This window comes from Dactylosporangium cerinum (assembly GCF_042653625.1).
Classification (GTDB): domain Bacteria; phylum Actinomycetota; class Actinomycetes; order Mycobacteriales; family Micromonosporaceae; genus Dactylosporangium; species Dactylosporangium cerinum.
This window is the reverse complement of the sequence record NZ_JBHSIU010000054.1, coordinates 457,858-475,166: the sequence shown is the minus strand read 5'-3', so window position 1 is coordinate 475,166 and position 17,309 is coordinate 457,858. Positions and strand designations below refer to the sequence as shown.

Sequence of the window (17,309 nt, the reverse complement as noted above, 5' to 3'; positions counted from 1 at the left end):
CGGCGGGAAGGGTCAGGCGGCGGCGGCGCGACCGGCGCGGTAGCCGAAGATGACCGCCGGGGCGATGGTCGAGCCCGGGCCGGGATACGTGCGGCCCATGACGGATGCTGTGGTGTTGCCGGCGGCGTACAGGCCCGGGATGGGCGCGCCGTCGACGTTGAGCACGCGGGCGTCGGCGTCGGTGAGCAGGCCGCCCTTCGTGCCGAGGTCGCCGGGCACCAGCTGGACCGCGGTGAACGGGCCCTTCTCGATCGGGCCGAGGTTCGGGTTCGGTTTCACGCCCGGGTCGCCGTAGTAGTTGTCATACGCGGTGCGGCCCCGGCCGAAGTCCGCGTCGACGCCGGCGCGGGCGAAGCCGTTGAACCGTTCGACCGTGGCGCGCAGCCGGGCGGGCTGCATGCCGAGCCCGGCGGCGAGCTCCTCGATCGTGGCGGCGGAGCGCACGACGCCCTTGGCCCGCAGCTGCTTGGTGCCCTGCAGGAACGCGTTGAACAGGTAGCGGCGGCGGTGCCGCACATCCAGGATGAGCCAGCTCGGGATCGCCGGCACGGTCCGGTCCCGTTCCAGCATGGCGTGCCCGAAGTCGATGTAGCTGGCCGACTCGTTGGTGTACCGGTCACCGGCGGAGTCGACCACGATGCTGAACGGCATCGACCGCTCCGACAGCACGAACTGGCTGTGTCCGTCGGGCAGCGGCACCGACGCGCCCCACCAGGCGTCGTCCATCAGGGCCAGCTGCGCCCCGGCGGCCTCGGCGATGGCGATGGGCCCGCCGAGGTCGCCGTCGGCGGCGGAGCTGTAGCCGGGGATGCCGTGGTACTTCTGGCGCCACTCGGCGTTCTGGGCGAACCCGCCCGCGCCGAGCACGACCCCGCCGAGCGCGCGGATCCGTTGCGGCGCGCCGTCGGCGCCGGTGACGGTGGCACCGAGGACCGCGCCCGCGTCGTCCAGGATCAGGTCGGTGAGCGGGGTGTCGAGCAGCACCTCGACGCCCTGCCGGAGCAGGATGCTCATCAGGCTCGCGGTGAGCCCGCCGCCGATGCCGAAGAGGCGCTTGCCAAGTGCCAGGCCGCCGATGGTACGGAATACGAACCGGGCGCCGCGCGCGAAGCCGGACGGGGTCGACCAGGCGCGGGACAGCAGCCACACGTCGTCGGTCTTCAGCGGCGCGGGGATGCTGTCGCGTCCGCGGAACGTCGCGAACCAGGGGCCGAGCTTGCGGGTGTTGAAGGGTTCGGCCTCGATGCTGCGGCCGGTCATGCCGCCGGGCCGGTCCGGGTAGTAGTCCGGGTACTCCTTCGCCGCGGTCCACCGTACGCCGAGGCGCTGCAGGAACGTGAACACCTCGGGGACGCTCTCCACGAAGGCGCGGCGCCGCTCGGGGGAGCTGGCCGGGCCGGCGTCGCCGATCGCCGCCGCCATGTAGGTGAGGGCCTTGTCGACGGAGTCCACCTGACCGAAGCCGGCCATCAGCGGGTTGGTCGGCATCCACAGCCCGCCGCCGCTCAGCGCCGTGGTGCCGCCCCACTTGCCGGTGCTCTCCACGACCAGGACCCGCCGGCCCGCGTCGGCGGCGGCGATCGCCGCGGTCATGCCGGCCGCCCCGGTGCCGACCACCAGCACGTCAACCTCACGGTCCCACTGCACGGCCATGCCGCCTCCAATCAACCGGACGACCCAGTCCGGTTGGTAAGCTACACCCGTGATGCGGACACGTCGAGAGAACCGGGGGCGCAACGCCGCCGCCGCCAACCGGGTCGCGCTGATCGGCGCCGCGCGCGAGCAGTTCGCCAGCGAGGGCTTCGACGCGTCCCTCAGCGCGATCGCCCGGCAGGCCGGCGTCGGTCAGGGCAGCCTGTACCGCCACTTCCCGGACCGGGTGAGCCTGGCCCTGGCGGTCTTCGACGACAACGTCGGCGCCCTCGAGGCGCTCGCCGCCGCTCCGGCCAGCACGCTCGACGACCTGCTCGCCCTGATCACGGAGCAGACCGTTGCGTCGGTCGCGTTCATCGACATGCTGCACGCCTCCGACGAGGACCCCCGGCTCCGCGACGTGGTCGACCGGGTCCGGGACCTCCTCGAGGGCAAGCTGCGGGCCGCGCAGCAGGACGGCCGGATCCGCGCCGCGGTCACCGCCGACGACCTGCTGCTGGCCGTCCGCATGATCGCCGGGCTGCTCGCCAAGTCGACGCCGGCGGAGCGCGGCGAGCTCGCCGACCGCGCCTGGGCCATGCTCCGGCCGGCGATCACCGGATAGCGGACCGGGCCGCCGCGGCGGGCGAATGAGCTGTACGGACCCTTACCGTCGCGGTGCGGACAGGGCAGACTGCAGCAGTCCGGGCCCGGCTCGGGCGACGTCGAGCCGCCATCAGGTGGGTTGGGATGGAAACCGCATGAGGCGCACCGCATCGCAGGTCGGCCTGCGCGAGGATCAGTGGACCACCGCGAAGCACGAGGTCCGGGACGCGATCGTCGGCGCCGCGCACGACCGGCGCCTGACCTCCTACGGTGAGGTCGCCGCCCAGGTCAGGGTGATCCAGGTCGACCCGGCCTCGCCGCTGATGCAGGAACTGCTCGGCGGCGTGTTCGAGGACGAGTACGACGCTGGCGGTCCCGCGCTGACCGCGATCGTGACCTACCAGTACAGCGACCAGGAGCCCGCGCAGAGCTTCTACAGCGAGGCCCGCACGCTCGGCTACCGCTTCTCCGAGCCGCACGCGTTCTGGACCGAGCAGGTCCAGCGGGTGTTCAGCGAGCACGGTCGGCACGACCGGCGGCGCTGAGGTGCCCCGTACACCGGGACCGGCCGTGAACGGCAGGCGGTCCCGGTGCGACGGTCAGGCATGATCGTTCTCATCGGCGGGACCACAACTGGACGGCGGTGCCGTCGCAGTCGGCGATCCGCAGGATCGTGCCCGGGGTGGTGCCGCCGTAGGTCGACTTGAGGCAGCGGCCGGAGGCCGCCCCGACGAGCGAGCCGTTGGCGCGCAGCGTCCACCGCTGGTTGGACTGCCCGGTGCAGGTCCAGATGATGACGTCGGACCCGTGGGCGGTGGCGGCGCCGACGACGTCCAGGCACATGGTGCCGAACACCCGCAGCTCACCGACCGCGCCGGTGACCCAGCGCTGGCTCGGGCCGCCGTCACAGGTGGCGATGACGGCGTGGGCGCCGGCGGTGGCGGTCCGCCCGGCGACGTCCAGGCACAGGCCGGAGGCGCGGTGCTCCAGGCCGGTGCCCGGGCCGATGGACGTGGGCACCGTCCGCAGTGCCGCGTACCAGGTGGCGCCCATCTTCGCGTAGCCGGCGGCGGTGGGGTGCACGCCGTCGGCGGTGAGGTCGGCGGTGGTGAGCGCGGCGTGCATGTCCACGAAGTGCACGTGCTTGCCGGCCGCGGCCCGCTGCTGCACGAGTCCGGGGATGGCGGCGTTGTAGGTCTGTGTCTTCGCCTCGCGATCGGCGAAGGCCACCGGGGCGACGCCGGCCACGAAGATCTCCGCCGCCGGCGCCAGCTGGATGATCGTGTCGACGAGGTTGCCGAGGCGGGCCGGAGCGTTGGGAAGGTCCCAGTTCTGCCCGATGTCGTTGGTGCCGAGGTGCAGCAGCACCGTCTGCGGGTTGGTGGCCTGCACCCAGCCGACGATGCCGGCCTGGATCTGGTCGATGCGGTAGCCGGGGTGCCCCTCGTGGTCGTGGTCGCCCAGCTCGGCCGGACCGTTGGCCTTGGAGCCGACGAAGTCGACGGTGTAGCCGCCGGCCGTCAGCCGGCGCCACAGCTCGATGCGGTAGGCGCCGGGGTTCGCGGTGCCGCCGTCGGTGATCGAGTCGCCCAGGGGCAGCACCCGGATCCCGCCGTTGCTCTCCGCCGCCGCCGGCGTGCCGACGCCGCCGACGCCGCCGACGGCGAGCCCGAGCGCCAAGGCGATGATCAATCTCCCAGTTCTCGACATAGTTGCTCCCTTCGATGCACAGAGGATTGCATATTCTGCATCGAGATTGCAGTATCGAGTGTCGGAAGGTTAGGAATGGGAACTCTCGGTGCGACGGGCGGCGGCCAGCACGATGCCGCCGTAGCCGTGGGCCGCTTCCTGCGGCACCCGCCTGACCTCGATCGACGGCGGCCCGAAGCCCGGCCGCAGCACCGCACGCAGGTCGTGCTCGTCGACGTCGGCGCTCGGGAACGACCGGCCCGCCACCGTATAGCCGCGGCACCGGCGCAGCGCTGAGGTCACGAACAGCCCACCCGGCTCGACCAGCCCGGTGATGTGCCGCATGAACAGCGCCCACGTCGCCCGGTCCGCGGTCGCCGAGTCGGCGCAGTAGGCGCTGACCACGGTCGGGTAGCACCGGTCCACCGGGCGCGGGTGCCGGGCGTCGACCTCGACCAGGTCGGTGACCTTCTTGCGGGTGAGGTCCTCCCGGGCGGTCACCTCGTCGTCGGTCGGCTCGGCGTTGCCCTCGCACCGCAGCGTGTGCCGCACGAACGGGCGCCAGTCGTGGGCGGCGGGGTCGCGGTCCAGCCACCGCCGGATCTCCGCCAGGTTCGCCGGCAGGTAGTCGCCGAGGTGGATCTCGGAGGCGACCTCGGCGGCCGCGAACACGTGATGCAGCGTCGGCCCGACCCCGAAGAACAGCACCGGCCGGTCCCGCTCGGCGCCGCGCAACGCGTCGACGAAGAACGCGATGGTGGCGACCTCGTCCGGCTCGACCGTGCGGTAGTAGCCGTCCAGGTACGCGGCCGGCTCCCAGTCGGTGTCGAACGAGGCGTACCGGCGCCGCCGCAGGAACGCCGTGGTGAGACGAGCGAGGCCGTACTCGTAGCCGGCCGCGCCGAGGTTCGCCCCGGCCAGGAACACCAGGGCACCGGTCGCGGTCACCGAGTCGGTGAGCACCGCCGCGCCGAACGCGCCCGCGTAGTACGGCACCTCCTTGGCGACCTCGGTCACCGTGTATCCGGCCGCCGCCGCCAGCTGCGCCGCGCGGGGGCTCGCGGTGTGCCGCCGGGTCAGGTCGTGCGCCGCCTTCGACAGCACGTTGGTGCTGGTGCCGGTCGCGGTGAGCAGGGACTGGTTGGCCCGCAGGTTGGCCCGCAGCCCCCACGCCCACACCGCGTAGCTGGCCACCAGCAGCGCCAGCGCCCACCGGTGGTTCCCGTCGCCGCCGAGCAGGCCGGAGGCGACGAGTGCCACCCCGGCCGCCGTCGCGGTCGCGTCGAGGGCGTAGGCGGACACCGCCGTCGCGGCGACGCTGACCGCCCACGCCCGCAGGCCGCCGGTCATTGCCCGGCGAGCATTCGGCGAAGCACCTTGCCGGTCGGGGACCGGGGGATGCTCGTGGCGAACGTGACCGCCGCGAGCCGCTTGAACGGCGCGACCCGCTCGGCCACGTACTCCAGCAGCTCCTCGGCACTCGCCGGCGCCCGCAGCACCACGTGCGCCACCGGGACCTCGCCGGCGTCCGGGTCCGGCCGGGGCACCACGGCCGCGTCGGCGACCGCCGGGTGCAGGCACAGCAGCGCCTCGAGTTCGGCCGGCGGGACCTGGTGTCCACGGAACTTGATGAGTTCCTTGAGCCGGTCGACGACGTACAGGTGACCGTCCTCGTCGAAATGGCACAGGTCGCCGGTGTGCAGCCACCCGTCGGCGTCGACCGTCGCGGCGGTCTCCTCGGGGCGCCCGCGGTAGCCGCGCATCAGCTGCGGGCCGCGCACCCACAGCTCGCCGGTGCGCCCGGCGCCCAGATCCGCGCCGCTGCCCGGGTCGACGATGCGGGCCTCGGTGTTGGGCAGCAACCGCCCGACCGACCCGCGGCGCGACGTGTGCGGGTCACCGACGGCGATCAGCGCCCCGGTCTCCGTCATGCCCAGCCCCTGACTGACGGCGCAGCCGAGCCGCTCGGCGCAGCGCTGCTCGGTCGCCGCGTCCAGGGGCGCCGCGCCCACGCCGAGCGCGCGCAGCGACGACAGGTCGAACCGGTCGACGAGCGGGTGCGCGGCCAGGGCCCGGACCACCGGCGGCACCACGACGGTCAGCGTCACCCGGTGGTCCTGGATCGTGCGCAGGAACGCCTCGAGGTCGAAGCGGGGCAGCGTCACGACGGTCGCCCCGGCGGCGAGACCCCCCGCCAGCAGCAGGTTGAGCCCGATGACGTGGCAGAACGGCGCGACCGCCAGGATGACGTCGTCCTCGGCGAAGCCGAGCACCGCGAGCGCCTGCCGCACATTGGTGACCAGCGCGGCGTGGGTGAGCTCCACCCCCTTCGGCAGGCCGGTGGTGCCGCTGGAGAACGGCAGCGCGGCGACGTCCCGGTCCGGGTCGACGACGGCCGCCCCCGCCGGAAGGTCGTGCCCCACCAGCGCGTCGAACGACCCGCCGAAGACCAGGACCTCCGCCACTCCGGCCCGCCGCGCCGCCTCGGTGGCCACCTCCAGCAACGGCGGCGCGGTGACCAGCAGCCGCGCCCCGGCCTCGGCGAGCTGACCGGCCAGCTCCCCGGCGGTCAGCGACGGGTCGGCCCCGGTGACGGTGCCGCCGGCGGCCATCGCCCCGTACACCGCCAGGGCGTAGTCGGGCAGGTTCGGGCTGTGCACGGCCAGGACGTCACCGGCCGTGAAACCGCGGGCGGCCAGGCCGGCGGCGACCCGCTCGATCCCGCGCGCGAGCTCCCGGTAGGTGACCGTGCGCCCGGTGGTGGCGTCGAGCAGCGCCGCCTTGTCGCCGAGGCGCGCCGCGTGTTGCAGCACGAGGTGGTGTACGGCCAAGCCCCCGACCTCCACGTCGGGAAGCGCTGCATATACGGGGTGGACGGCGGTCATGACGGCTCCTTCGCGTCGGGTTCTGGGTGACGAGAAGGTAGGCCGGGCAGCGTGTGTGAACCGTTTCCCGATCGTGTGCGTGGCCGATAGTGTGCTCGTGACGACGGTGGTGGCGATGACGGATCAGCGGCTCACGGTCCATGTGCTCGGCCGCGCAGACCTCGCGCTCGGCGGGCGGCCGCTGGTGGACCTTGCCTCGGCCAAGGCAGCGGCGCTGCTGATCTACCTGGCGGTGACCGGCACCGGGCACAGCCGTTCGGCGCTGGCCGGGCTGCTCTGGAGCGACCTGCCCGAGGCGGCGGCCCGGGCCAACCTGCGGCTCGTGCTGACGAAGCTGCGCCGGGTGGTGCCGGCGCACCTCGACGTGACCCGGCGGGTGGTCGCACTCACCGCGGGCGCGCCGGTCTGGGTCGACGCCGTCGAGGTCGCCGCGGCCGCGTCCGCTTCCGCTACGTCCGCTTCGCCCGGGGCCGCTTCCCCTGGGTCTGCTTCGCCCGGGTTTGCTTCCTACGGGTCCGCGTCGCCTGGGTCGGCCTCCGCCGGGTCCGCCGCCGTGGTGGACCCGGCCGCGGTCGAGTTGTGCCGGGGCGAGTTCCTGCACGGCTTCGACGTGCCCGGGGCCGCCGTGTTCGACGACTGGGTGGCCACCCGCCGGGCCGCGGCCCGGGCCGACATGCTGGCGCTGCTGGAACGCGCCGTGGGGCAGGCCCGCGACCGGCGCGACCCGGCGGCCGGCGTCGACGCCGCGCGGCGCATGCTCGAAGTCGAGGGCCTGCATGAGGAGGCGCACCGGGCCCTGATGTGGTTCCTCGCCGCCGGGGGACAGCGCAGCGCCGCGCTCGCCCAGTACGAGACCTGCCGTTACCTGCTCGACCAGGAGCTCGGGCTGGCGCCGTCGGCGGCGACGACCGCCCTGCGCGACGAGATCGCCGGTGCGCCGATGTTTTCCGGCCCGCCGCCCGTGCCGGTGCCCGGGCCGCCCCCGCCGGTGCCCGGGCCGCCCCGGCCGCTCACCGCCCTGGTCGGCCGGGCGGCCGAACTGGCCCGGCTGCACGATCTCCTGGACGACCCCGCGTGCCGGCTGGTGACCCTCGTCGGTCCCGGCGGCATCGGCAAGACCCGCCTCGCCGTCGAGGTCGCCGGGGCGCGCCGGGCGGTGTTCGTGTCGTTCGCCGGCACCGGCGCCGGCCGCCGCGACGCCGTGGCCGACACCGCCGCCGCGGCGGGTGACACCGCCGACCTGGTTGTCGCCGACCTCGCCCGGGCGTTCGGGGTGGCGCTCACCGTGCCCCGCGACCCGCTGGAACTGCTCGTCGAGCACCTCAGCGGCCGCGAGCTGCTGCTCGTGCTGGACAACCTGGAGCACCTGCCCGGCGCGGCCGGCCCGCTCGCCGAGCTGCTGCGCCGGGCCCCCGGCGTCCAGCTGCTGGTGACCTCCCGGCGCCCGCTCGGCCTCGGCGTGGAGTGGCTCGTCGAGGTGCCCGGCCTGCCGTTCCCGCCGGCCGGCACCGGCGCCGCCGAGGCCGCCGGTTCCGCGGCGGTGCAACTCTTCCAGGAACGGGCCAGGCTGCTGCGCCCCGGTGTCGAGACCGACGTCGAGGGTGCCGCCCGGATCTGCCGGCTGGTCGGGGGCCTGCCCCTCGCGATCGAGCTGGCCGCCCGCTGGGTGCGCTCCGCCGCGCCGGCCGCCATCGCCGACCGGCTCGCCCGCGGCCTCGAACTGCTCGAGACGACCGCGCCCGACGTGGAGCCCCGGCACCGCAGCATCCGCTCCGTGCTGGACGCCTCGGTGCGGCTGCTCACCGGCGAGGAGCGCCGCGCCCTGCGCCGGCTGTCGGTGCACCACGGGTTCGACCTGGCCGCCGCCGAGGCCGTGGCCGGCGCGGGCCTGCCGCTGCTCGCCGGCCTCGTCGACCAGTCACTGGTGACCGCCGGCCCGGACGGTCGCTACGCCATGCACGAGCTGCTGCGCCAGTACGCCGCCCAACGGCTCGCCGAGAACCCCGCGGAGGAGGCCGAGACCCGGCGCCGTCACGCCGCCCACTACGACGCGCTGCTCACCGCCGACCCGACGCTTCAGGACGCCGGTCAGGACACGTTTCAGGACACGTTTCAGGACGCCGCCAACCTGCGTGCCGCCACCGAGTGGTTCATCGCCGCCGCCGACTCCGACGTGCTCGACGGCCACCTGCAGCGGATCTGGACGCTGTACCGGCGCAACGGCTGGTTCCGCGAAGCCCAGGCCGTCCTCGGCGCGGCGCTGCGCCGGTCCGGGGTGCCGGGCCTGCACCGCGGCCGCTGGCACCGGCTGCTCGGCGAGGCGCACCAGCAGCTCGGCGCGGCCGCCGCCGCCCGCGACCAGCTGGAACTTGCCCTGGCCGCGCTCGGCGGTCCCGTGCCCACGGCCGGCCGACCCGGGATGCTCGCCGGCCAGCTCGCCCGCCGGGCCCTGCGCCGGCTGCGGCCCGGCACCCCGGTCGCCCGCTGCCGGCAGCACCGCGACCTGCACCAGGAACGCGCCGCCACCTACTTCTCGATCAACGAGGTGTACTGGGTGCTCGACGAGCACCGGCTGATGCTGCCGGTGGCGCTGCACGCCCTCAACGACGTCGAACGCGCCGGCGACCCGGACCTGATCGCCCGGGCCCGGGCCGGCCTCGGCATGATCACCGGCAGCCTCGGCCTGCACCGCCTCGCCCGCCGGCACCTCGCCGTGGCCGTCGCCACCGCCGAACGCACGGACGACCCGCTCACCGCCTGCTGGGTCGCAATCGTCGGCGGGCTGCACTGGATCGGGGTCGCCGACTGGGCCGCGGCCGACGCCGCCGCCGCGAGGGTCGGGCCGCGGCACCGGGCCACCCCGCAGCGGCCGGTCGCGCCGCAGCACCGGTGGGAGGACGAGGCGCGGCTGATCGCCGGCGTCGCCCAGCACCTCACCGGCCGGCACGACGAAGCGGTCGCGTCGGCGGCCCGGTGCCTGCTGTCCGGCCGGGACCGCCGCGACCCGGTCGTGCACCTGTGGAGCCTGCTGGTGCTCATCGAGACGACCCTGCCCGCCGGCCCCGGCGCCCCGTCCCTCGAGGCACGGGAGCAGCTCGACGCATGGATCCAGGAGGCGGCGCCGCTGCTGCCGGACGCGTCGAGGATCGACGCCGCCCGCTTCCACGTCGCCGCCGCGCGGCTGCACCTCGCCGCCGGCCGCCGGACCGAGGCGTGGCGGGCGGCCCGGACCGCCGACCGGCTCATCGGCGCGCGGCCCGCCCTTGCCCAGTACGGCCTCGAGGCGCACGCCGGCGTCGCCGAGATCTGCCAGGCCCTGCTCGACCCGGCCGCCGGAGCCGGGCATCCCCCCGAGGCGGACGAGGTGCGTGCCGACGAGGTGCGTGCGGTCGAGGTGCGTGCGGCGGAGGTGCGTGCGGTCGAGGCCGCGGCCGTGCGCCGGTTGCGCCGCTACGCACGGACGTATCCGATGGCCCGGCCCCGCGCGCGGATTGTGCTCGGCCGGCATCTCGCGCTGCGCGGCCGGGTGCGCGCCGCCCAGCGGGTCTGGGCCGGCGCCGCCCGGGACGCCGAACGGCTCCGGATGCCGCCCGAGGCCGCCCGCGCCGCCCGGCTGCGCGTGTGACGCCGCCCGAGGCCGCCCGGCTGCGCGTGTGACGGCCGCCCGCGCCGCCCGGCTGCGCGTGTGACGCCGCCCGAGGCCGCCCGGCTGCGCGTGTGACGCCGCCCGAGGCCGTCCGCGCGGCCCGGCTGTGCTCGTGACGCCGCCTATGGTGGACGGATGCCGGACATCGTGCAGACCCCGGAAGTGCTGCGACTGCTGGACGAGCTGACGAGGATGCCGGGGCGGGCCGACCCGTACCCCCGCTATGCCCGCCTCCGGGAGATCTCCCCGATCGTGCGCGCCGAGGACGGCGCCCTGGTCGTGACCGGCTACGGCGACTGCGCGACCGTCGTGCGTGACCCGCGCCTGCAGCACCCGCCGGCGGACGTGCTGGCCTTCGTCGGCTTCCCCGACTGGCGCGACCATCCGGCGCTGCACCAGCTCTTCACCAGCATGCTCACCCTCAACCCGCCGGACCACACCCGGCTGCGGCGGCTGGTGAGCTCCGCGTTCACGCCCCGGCGGGTGGAGGCGCTGCGGCCCGCGATCGAACGGATGGTGCAGGACCTCCTGGACGGCCTGGACGGCGACGTGGACTTCGTCGCCGCGTTCGCGTTCCCGTTGCCGGTCAACGTCATCGGCGAGCTGCTCGGGGTGCCGGCGGAGCAGCGCGGCGGCTTCCAGTCCCTGGTGCGCGACTGGACCCAGGTCCTCGAGGTGATCACCCCGGACGTGCTGGCCAGGGCGGACCCGGCCGCCACCGCGATCCGCGAGCACCTCGCCGGGCTCGTCGAGGAGCGCCGCCGCCACCCGGGCGACGACCTGCTCAGCGCGCTGGTCCAGGCGCAGGCGGCGGACGACCGGCTCACCGACGAGGAGATCCTCAGCAACGCCGCGCTGCTGTTCGCCGCCGGCTTCGAGACGACCACCAACCTGCTCGCCAACGGCGTCGTCGCGCTGCTCGGCGACCCGTCGCAGTACGCGCTGCTCGGCCGCCGGCCGGAGCTGGCCCAGTCGGCGGTCGAGGAGTTGCTGCGCTTCGACAGCCCGGTGCAGCTCAGCAGCCGGGTGGTGACGGCGCCGATCGAGCTCGGCGGGGTCGGGGTCGCCGAGGGTGAGCGGGTCGTGGCGTACCTCGGCGCGGGCAACCACGACCCGGCGCGCTTCGCCGATCCGTCCCGGCTGCGGCTCGACCGCTCCGACAACGCGCCGCTGTCCTTCGGCGGTGGCATCCACTACTGCCTGGGCGCGCCCCTCGCGCGGCTGGAGGCACAGATCGCGCTGCCCGCCCTCGCCCGCCGCTTCCCGTCCCTCACGCTCGCGGGGGAGGGGCAGCGGCGGGACAGCCTGAGTCTGAAGGGGTTCACGAGCCTGCCGGTGCACACCGGCTGACGGGCTCAGAGGCCGTCGACGGCCGTGGTGAGCGCCGCGGCGTCGAAGGCGCCCATCGGCAGGGCCGTGGCGAGCCGGTAGCGGACCTTGCCCGCGGCGTCGACGAGCAGCGTGCCGCTGTGCTGCAGCAGCATGGTCCTGGTCAGGCCGACCGCGTGGTGCGCCTCGGCGCCGGTGGACGACACCACCCGCACGTCGCCGGCGGCGCGGCGGACCCGGGCCACCTCGGCGGCACCACCCGGCACGACGACGACCGGGGCGACGTCGCGGTCGGTGAGCCGCAGCGCGGCCAGGGCGCGCGCGTGCCGCACGCAGATCGCGCAGTTCGCTGCCCGCATGAAGAACAGCGCGACGCCCCGCGCCCCGCCGCGCAGGTCGTCCATCGTCACCACGGCGCCGGTGGCGTCCGCGAACACGATCCGTTCGGTCTCGACTGGCATGGCTCCCCCTCTGGGTAACTGAGTTACCAAAATTAGATACGTATCCGAGTTACCGAGTCAAGTCCGGTACGGTTTTCGGCATGAGTCAGGTCGACCGCGCCGAGCATGATCTGGGCATGCTGCTGGCCGCCTGCTGCGAGCGCATCGTGCGCAACCTGCTCGGCGAACTCGCCTCCGCCGGCTATGGGCACCTCACCCCGTCGCAGTCGCTCACCGTGCTGTTCATCGCCGACGGCTTCGACACCGTCACCCAGCTCGCCGAGCGGCTCGGCATGACCACCCAGGCGATCAGCAAGATCTGCGCGACCCTGCACACCGAGGGCCTGCTCGGCCGCCAGGCCAGCGCCGGTGACGCACGGGTCCGCCATCTCGAGCTCACCGCCGAGGGCCGCCGCGCCGTCGAGGCGATGCGCGCCGCCGGCGTCGCCGCCGAGCGGGCCTGGATCGACCTCGTCGGCGAGGACACCGTCGACGTGGTGCGCGGCGCCCTGGCCGCGTTCGCGTTCGCCCCCCAGACCGCCCCGGTGAGCCCGGTCCACATCCGGTTCGCCTGAGTTCCGCGCAGGCTGCCTGGGTTCCGCGCAGGCTCCGCCTGCTCCCCAGTGGGGGAGCTTCGCTCCACCCACACCCCCTCAACATCTTTCGCGGGGTCCTCGGGTTGCCGAAGGTCCGTGCCGCCACCTACCGCCCGGACGGGTGTTGAGCGCCGGGATCCATCGGGTTGTGGGGAAACCCGGTTCGGCCGGGGCCGAACAGTGCGCGGCTTAGCCTCGGCGCATGACTGACGACAGCCCCGCCACCGACGGCCGTGACCCCGCCCTCGTCATCGAGAGCGCCGTCGCCCACGCCCTTCGGCTGGCGCGGACCTGGCCGGCGTGGGACGGCCGGCCGATTCCCGCCGGGGACCGGGTGTACACCCCGCACAAGGCGATCCGCCGCCTCGGTGACCACCTCGTGGACCATCTCGCCGAGTTGGAGGCGCGCGTCGCCGGACAGGCCCCGCCACCCGACCACTGGCACGCCTCCGCCGTCACCACCCCCGCCGACCTCGCCGCGTTCACCGCCGCCGATCTCGACGAGGCGGTCAGCCGGCTGACCCGGCTGGCCCGGATCTGGTCGCTGCGCCTGCACTCCCTGGACGCCGAACGGCTCGACCGGGCCGAGGGCGACGCGTGGACGCTGCGGCAGGTGGCGTTCCACCTCGGCAGCACCTACTACGCCGACGCCGTCGGTGACCTCACGCCGCAGCACCAACCCAGGGTGTAGGCGGCCTCCGCCGGCGGGATGACCTGGACCCCGCCGCCGGGCGATAGCCTCACGCCATGGACGACGGCGCCGAGCGGATCGGGTGGGGCCGGAAGGTCCGGCTGCCGGCCGCGTTCACCGCCGCGCAGCTCGCCGCGTGGCCGCTCGGCCCGCTCGCGTTCGGCGCGCCGGTCGACCCCGTCCCGGCCGGGCAGCTCACCGCGATCACCCTCGTGGTCGGCGTGGCGCTGAGCGTGCGCGCGGCGGCGCCGGTCGCGGTGTGGGCGGTGATCCTGGCCGCGGTGAGCTGCACCGAGCCGTTCGGGTTGCAGGATCAGGCGCTGGTGGTGCCGTTCGCCGACCTCATCGCGCTGTACACCGTGGCCGCCCGCCGCACGCTCCGGGTGAGCGTGCTGTGCGCGGCCGCGGCCACGCTCGTGTCGACACTGGTCGCCGACGTCCTCACCGAAGCCGACCCGGTCGCCGGGTCGTTCGCGCTGACCGCCGGTGCTGACGCCGCGCTGTCCGCCGTCGTGTACGCCGCCGTGGTCGTCTTCGGCCGCTCCCTCCGCCGCCGGACCGCTCGGCAGGAGGCGGTCCGCGTCCACGTGGCCCGCGCCGCCGACCATGAACGCGCCGCGGCGGCCCACGAACGCGAACGGCTCAGCCAGGAGCTGCACGACGTGTCCGCGCACCACCTGACCGCGGTCGTCGTCCAGCTCGCCGCCGCCCAGCGCCTCCGCGACCCGGCGATGACCGCGCAGGCCCTCGACGTGGCGCGGACGTCGGGCCGGTCGGCGGCCAGCTCCCTGCACCGGCTCGCCGCGCTCGCCGGCCGCGCCGAGCCCCCGTCCCCGGCCGGCATCCCCGACGTGGTCGCCGGCTTCACCCGCCTCGGCCTGCGCATCAACCTGCACGAGCATCAGCCGGCCGAGCGCCGGCCCACCGACCTGAGCGCCGGGCGCAGGCCCGCCGAGGTGGGCGCCGAGCTCCCGTGTGACGACCGGCCCGACGGTGGGCCCGAGGGCCGGCGCGACGGCGATGCCGTGAGCGGGTGGCTGCATCCCGAGGTGGCCGAGGTCGTCCACCTGATCGTGCAGGAGGCGCTGACGAACGTCCTGCGGTACGCCCCCGGCGCCACCGTCACGGTCACCCTCACCCGGGCCGGCGACACGGTGACCGTCACCGTCGAGGACACCGGCGGCGGGGCGGCCGGCTTCGACCTCGGGTCCGGTGCGGGGATTCCCGGCCTGCGGGCCCGCGCCGCCCGCCTCCGCGGCGCGCTCACCGCCGGACCCCGCCCCGGCGGCGGCTGGGCCGTGCGCGTCGTCCTGCCAACGGCACCCGGCCCGGCCCCGGTCACCCTGGTCGCAAGGGAAGCCCTGGTCGCAAGGGAAGCCCTGGTCGCAAGGGAAGCCCCGGCCGCGAGGGACACAGCCGCCACCACGGCGAAGGGCGGGCGGGTCCTCGACGGGCTGCTGATCGTGCTTGTCGCCGGGCTGCCACTGTTCCTCGGGGCCGCCGGTCGCGCCGAAGAGGGCCACGGACCGCTCTTCGCCGGTGCCGCCGACGCGGTCATGACGGCGCTGTTCCTCGTTGTCTACTGTGGACCGTTGTGGTGGCGGCGCCGGGCGCCGGCGGCGGTGCTCGGGGCGATGCTGGCCGTCGGGGTGGCCGCGGCGGTGCTGGGCCGGGTCGAGGCGGGCGCGACGGGGTTCGGGATCGTCGCGCCGGTCGCGCTCGCCGGGGTCGTGGTGCCCGTGTACGCGGCCGGCCGGTACGACCCGCGCCACCCCGGGCTCACCTGGCTGACCGCGATCGGGGCGGGCGCCGGCACCGCCGCGGCGCTCATCATCCGGTTCCTGCCCCCGGGCGACCTGGCCGGCGCCGGCAACCCGGTGCAGCTGGTGCCGGCCGGGGTGGCGGTCATCGCCGCCGGGTCCGCCGCGGGGCTCGGGCTGCTGGCGCTGCCGTGGTGGCTGGCCGGTCTCCTCGTCGCGCGGCAGCACGCCCGGGCCGACCGGCGGGACCGGGTCGCCCTGCGCGAAGTCGCCGACCGGGCCGTCCGTGCCGCTCGCGAGGAGCGGGCCCGGATCGCCGAGGGCCTTCGCGGGCAGGTGCTCTCGCACACGTCGGAGTTGCTCGTGGCGGTCGCTGCTGGGCGTACACCTGGCGAAAACGACATCACAGCGGCGCTCGGACATGCCAGGGCGGCCCTGGCTGCCATGCGGGAACTGCTCACCGTGCTCCGGGTCAGCCCGCCGGCACCCCGCGCCCCCCAGCCGACCCTGGCGGGCCTGGCCGACCTGTGCGACGCGGGCGTGGCCCTGGAGGTGCACGGCGCGGGGCCGGTGCCACTGGAGGTCGAGTTGTGCGCGTTCCGGGTCGTGGCGGCCGTCCTGCCGATCGGTGCGGCCGGGGTACGGATCGAGCACGGCCCCGACGCCCTCCGGCTCAGTGTGCAGCGGCTCGCCGCGCCGGTCCCGCGGCCGGTCCTGGCCGCCCTGCGCGAACGCGTCGACGCGGTGGGAGGATCGCTCACGACGACGCGGCCCGGCGGCGGTGGCTGGCAGCTGGACGCGTCCCTGCCGATGGCGGAGGCCGTGCCGACGTGATCACCGTGATGGTCGTCGACGACCAGCCGATGGTGCGCGCCGGCATCGCCGCCGTGGTGGACGCCGAGCCGGACCTGTCCGTGGTCGCGGTCGCCGCCGACGGCGCCGAGGCGGTCACGGCCGCGCGGCGGCTGCGCCCCGACGTGGTGCTCATGGACATCCGCATGCCCGGCATGGACGGGCTCACCGCCACCGAGCGGCTGACCAGCGGCCCCGATCCGTTGCGGGTGCTGGTGCTGACCACGTTCGGCCTCGACGAGGACGTGTACGCGGCGCTGCGGGCCGGCGCGTCCGGGTTTCTGCTCAAGGACGCGGACCCGCAGCGGGTCGTCGACGCGGTGCGGGTCGTCGCGGCCGGCGACTCGCTCATCGACCCGTCGCTGACCCGGCAGCTCATCGACGCGTACGTCGGTGCGCCGGCCCTCGATCCCGCGGTCGCGGCCGGCGTCGCCAGGCTGACCGCCCGCGAGGTCGAGATCCTGCGGCGGGTCGCCCGGGGGCTGACCAACGCGGAGATCGGCGCCGAGCTCGGCGTCCGGCCGGCGACGGTCAAGGCCCACATGAACGCGATCCTCGCCAAGCTGGACCTGCGCGACCGGGTCCAGGCGACGATCTTTGCCTACGACGCCGGTCTGGCCCGCCCCGGCCTACAACCTGGGGTGGGGCCCGGAATCCGCCCGCGGCCCGACGAACCCGGCCTCGGCCGGCCATAGCTTCGGGGGTATGCGAACGACATGGCAGCGCCTCCGCTCCATCGCCGCGCCGGCGGCCCTGATCGGTGCCGCGACGGCGGTGACCCTGCTGGTGCTGGGGGCACTGCTGTGGTGGCAGCACGAGGACCGGCCGTGGCCGGTGCTGGCGTGGGCGGCCGTGAAGGGTGTCCTGTGGAGCAAGACCGTCTTCAAGGTCGCCCTCGCCGCCGGGCTCGGGGTCGTCATCGGGGTGCGGGCGCTGGCCCGCCGCGTCTCACCCGGCCAGGTCGACGGCGGCCGGGGTCCGGTTCCGGCGGCGCTCGCCGAGGCGGTGCCCCAGCGCCACGAGGCCCAGCCCGGCACCGTAGATGACCAGGTTGACGATGGCGTACGGCCAGTCGACCGCGGTGGGGTCCTTCGTGAACCCTGACGTGTCACCGCCGACCCAGGCCTTCAGCAGGGTTGTGGTCTGGAAGGTGAAGACGAACGAGTGCAGGCCGACGTAGGCC

General features: G+C 75.2%; 14 protein-coding genes. 9 read left to right on the top strand and 5 right to left on the bottom strand.

Annotated elements, in window-relative coordinates; all coding sequences use genetic code 11:
- Window positions 1-12: 12 nt before the first annotated feature.
- Complete coding sequence (locus ACFPIJ_RS40285; RefSeq protein WP_380123541.1) at window positions 13-1,653, bottom strand: FAD-binding protein; 1,641 nt, start codon at window positions 1,651-1,653, stop codon at window positions 13-15.
- A 52-nt stretch (window positions 1,654-1,705) separates the two neighbouring features.
- On the opposite strand from ACFPIJ_RS40285, the gene ACFPIJ_RS40280 reads away from it, so the two are divergent.
- A complete protein-coding gene (locus ACFPIJ_RS40280) occupies window positions 1,706-2,257 on the top strand; it encodes a TetR/AcrR family transcriptional regulator (protein ID WP_380123539.1) in 552 nt (183 codons plus the stop codon).
- 136 nt (window positions 2,258-2,393) lie between these two features.
- Window positions 2,394-2,783, top strand: a complete 390-nt coding sequence (locus tag ACFPIJ_RS40275; RefSeq protein ID WP_380123538.1) for a hypothetical protein — start codon at window positions 2,394-2,396, stop codon at window positions 2,781-2,783.
- A gap of 70 nt (window positions 2,784-2,853) precedes the next feature.
- Here ACFPIJ_RS40275 and ACFPIJ_RS40270 read toward each other — a convergent pair whose 3' ends face one another.
- The 3 genes from ACFPIJ_RS40270 to ACFPIJ_RS40260 all read right to left on the bottom strand — a co-directional run bounded on the left by ACFPIJ_RS40270 (window position 2,854) and on the right by ACFPIJ_RS40260 (window position 6,812).
- Entirely contained in the window at window positions 2,854-3,948 is a 1,095-nt protein-coding gene (locus tag ACFPIJ_RS40270; RefSeq protein ID WP_380123536.1) for a ricin-type beta-trefoil lectin domain protein, read from the bottom strand.
- Window positions 3,949-4,017: 69 nt separating this feature from the next.
- Window positions 4,018-5,277, bottom strand: coding sequence for a guanitoxin biosynthesis pre-guanitoxin forming N-methyltransferase GntF (gntF, locus tag ACFPIJ_RS40265; protein WP_380123534.1), 1,260 nt, complete (start codon window positions 5,275-5,277; stop codon window positions 4,018-4,020).
- On the bottom strand, window positions 5,274-6,812 hold the full coding sequence (locus ACFPIJ_RS40260) for an AMP-binding protein (protein ID WP_380123533.1): 1,539 nt from the start codon (window positions 6,810-6,812) through the stop codon (window positions 5,274-5,276). The genes gntF and ACFPIJ_RS40260 overlap by 4 nt, the downstream gene beginning before the upstream one ends.
- A gap of 97 nt (window positions 6,813-6,909) precedes the next feature.
- Here ACFPIJ_RS40260 and ACFPIJ_RS40255 point away from each other — a divergent pair, with 97 nt between their 5' ends.
- The gene (locus ACFPIJ_RS40255) at window positions 6,910-10,437 is read left to right on the top strand and encodes an AfsR/SARP family transcriptional regulator (RefSeq protein WP_380123531.1); all 3,528 of its coding nucleotides are present in this window, start codon (window positions 6,910-6,912) and stop codon (window positions 10,435-10,437) included.
- A gap of 213 nt (window positions 10,438-10,650) precedes the next feature.
- The gene (locus ACFPIJ_RS40250; RefSeq protein WP_380123732.1) at window positions 10,651-11,808 is read left to right on the top strand and encodes a cytochrome P450; all 1,158 of its coding nucleotides are present in this window, start codon (window positions 10,651-10,653) and stop codon (window positions 11,806-11,808) included.
- Between the two features lie 5 nt (window positions 11,809-11,813).
- Here ACFPIJ_RS40250 and ACFPIJ_RS40245 read toward each other — a convergent pair whose 3' ends face one another.
- Window positions 11,814-12,248: a redoxin domain-containing protein gene (locus ACFPIJ_RS40245; RefSeq protein ID WP_380123529.1), complete on the bottom strand. Its 435-nt coding sequence runs from the start codon at window positions 12,246-12,248 to the stop codon at window positions 11,814-11,816.
- 80 nt (window positions 12,249-12,328) lie between these two features.
- Between ACFPIJ_RS40245 and ACFPIJ_RS40240 the strand changes: the two genes are divergently transcribed.
- The 5 genes from ACFPIJ_RS40240 (at window position 12,329) to ACFPIJ_RS40220 (ending at window position 17,230) form a co-directional block, all read left to right on the top strand.
- The gene (locus tag ACFPIJ_RS40240) at window positions 12,329-12,802 is read left to right on the top strand and encodes a MarR family winged helix-turn-helix transcriptional regulator (RefSeq protein WP_380123528.1); all 474 of its coding nucleotides are present in this window, start codon (window positions 12,329-12,331) and stop codon (window positions 12,800-12,802) included.
- A gap of 223 nt (window positions 12,803-13,025) precedes the next feature.
- The gene (locus ACFPIJ_RS40235; protein WP_380123526.1) at window positions 13,026-13,514 is read left to right on the top strand and encodes a hypothetical protein; all 489 of its coding nucleotides are present in this window, start codon (window positions 13,026-13,028) and stop codon (window positions 13,512-13,514) included.
- Between the two features lie 56 nt (window positions 13,515-13,570).
- Window positions 13,571-16,108, top strand: coding sequence for a sensor histidine kinase (locus tag ACFPIJ_RS40230; RefSeq protein ID WP_380123524.1), 2,538 nt, complete (start codon window positions 13,571-13,573; stop codon window positions 16,106-16,108).
- On the top strand, window positions 16,105-16,821 hold the full coding sequence (locus tag ACFPIJ_RS40225) for a response regulator (protein WP_380123522.1): 717 nt from the start codon (window positions 16,105-16,107) through the stop codon (window positions 16,819-16,821). Before ACFPIJ_RS40230 ends, ACFPIJ_RS40225 begins: the two co-directional genes overlap by 4 nt.
- Window positions 16,822-16,831: 10 nt before the next feature.
- On the top strand, window positions 16,832-17,230 hold the full coding sequence (locus tag ACFPIJ_RS40220) for a hypothetical protein (RefSeq protein ID WP_380123521.1): 399 nt from the start codon (window positions 16,832-16,834) through the stop codon (window positions 17,228-17,230).
- The last annotated feature ends 79 nt before the right edge of the window (window positions 17,231-17,309 follow it).

Excerpts from the sequence above, each read along its gene's own strand:
- ACFPIJ_RS40285 (WP_380123541.1), bottom strand. The coding sequence starts at position 1,653 with ATGGCCGTGCAGTGGGACCGTGAGGTTGACGTGCTGGTGGTCGGCACC.
- ACFPIJ_RS40280 (WP_380123539.1), top strand. The coding sequence starts at position 1,706 with ATGCGGACACGTCGAGAGAACCGGGGGCGCAACGCCGCCGCCGCCAAC.
- ACFPIJ_RS40275 (WP_380123538.1), top strand. The coding sequence starts at position 2,394 with ATGAGGCGCACCGCATCGCAGGTCGGCCTGCGCGAGGATCAGTGGACC.
- ACFPIJ_RS40270 (WP_380123536.1), bottom strand. The coding sequence starts at position 3,948 with ATGTCGAGAACTGGGAGATTGATCATCGCCTTGGCGCTCGGGCTCGCC.
- gntF (WP_380123534.1), bottom strand. The coding sequence starts at position 5,277 with ATGACCGGCGGCCTGCGGGCGTGGGCGGTCAGCGTCGCCGCGACGGCG.
- ACFPIJ_RS40260 (WP_380123533.1), bottom strand. The coding sequence starts at position 6,812 with ATGACCGCCGTCCACCCCGTATATGCAGCGCTTCCCGACGTGGAGGTC.
- ACFPIJ_RS40250 (WP_380123732.1), top strand. The coding sequence starts at position 10,651 with ATGCCGGGGCGGGCCGACCCGTACCCCCGCTATGCCCGCCTCCGGGAG.
- ACFPIJ_RS40245 (WP_380123529.1), bottom strand. The coding sequence starts at position 12,248 with ATGCCAGTCGAGACCGAACGGATCGTGTTCGCGGACGCCACCGGCGCC.
- ACFPIJ_RS40240 (WP_380123528.1), top strand. The coding sequence starts at position 12,329 with ATGAGTCAGGTCGACCGCGCCGAGCATGATCTGGGCATGCTGCTGGCC.
- ACFPIJ_RS40235 (WP_380123526.1), top strand. The coding sequence starts at position 13,026 with ATGACTGACGACAGCCCCGCCACCGACGGCCGTGACCCCGCCCTCGTC.
- ACFPIJ_RS40230 (WP_380123524.1), top strand. The coding sequence starts at position 13,571 with ATGGACGACGGCGCCGAGCGGATCGGGTGGGGCCGGAAGGTCCGGCTG.
- ACFPIJ_RS40220 (WP_380123521.1), top strand. The coding sequence starts at position 16,832 with ATGCGAACGACATGGCAGCGCCTCCGCTCCATCGCCGCGCCGGCGGCC.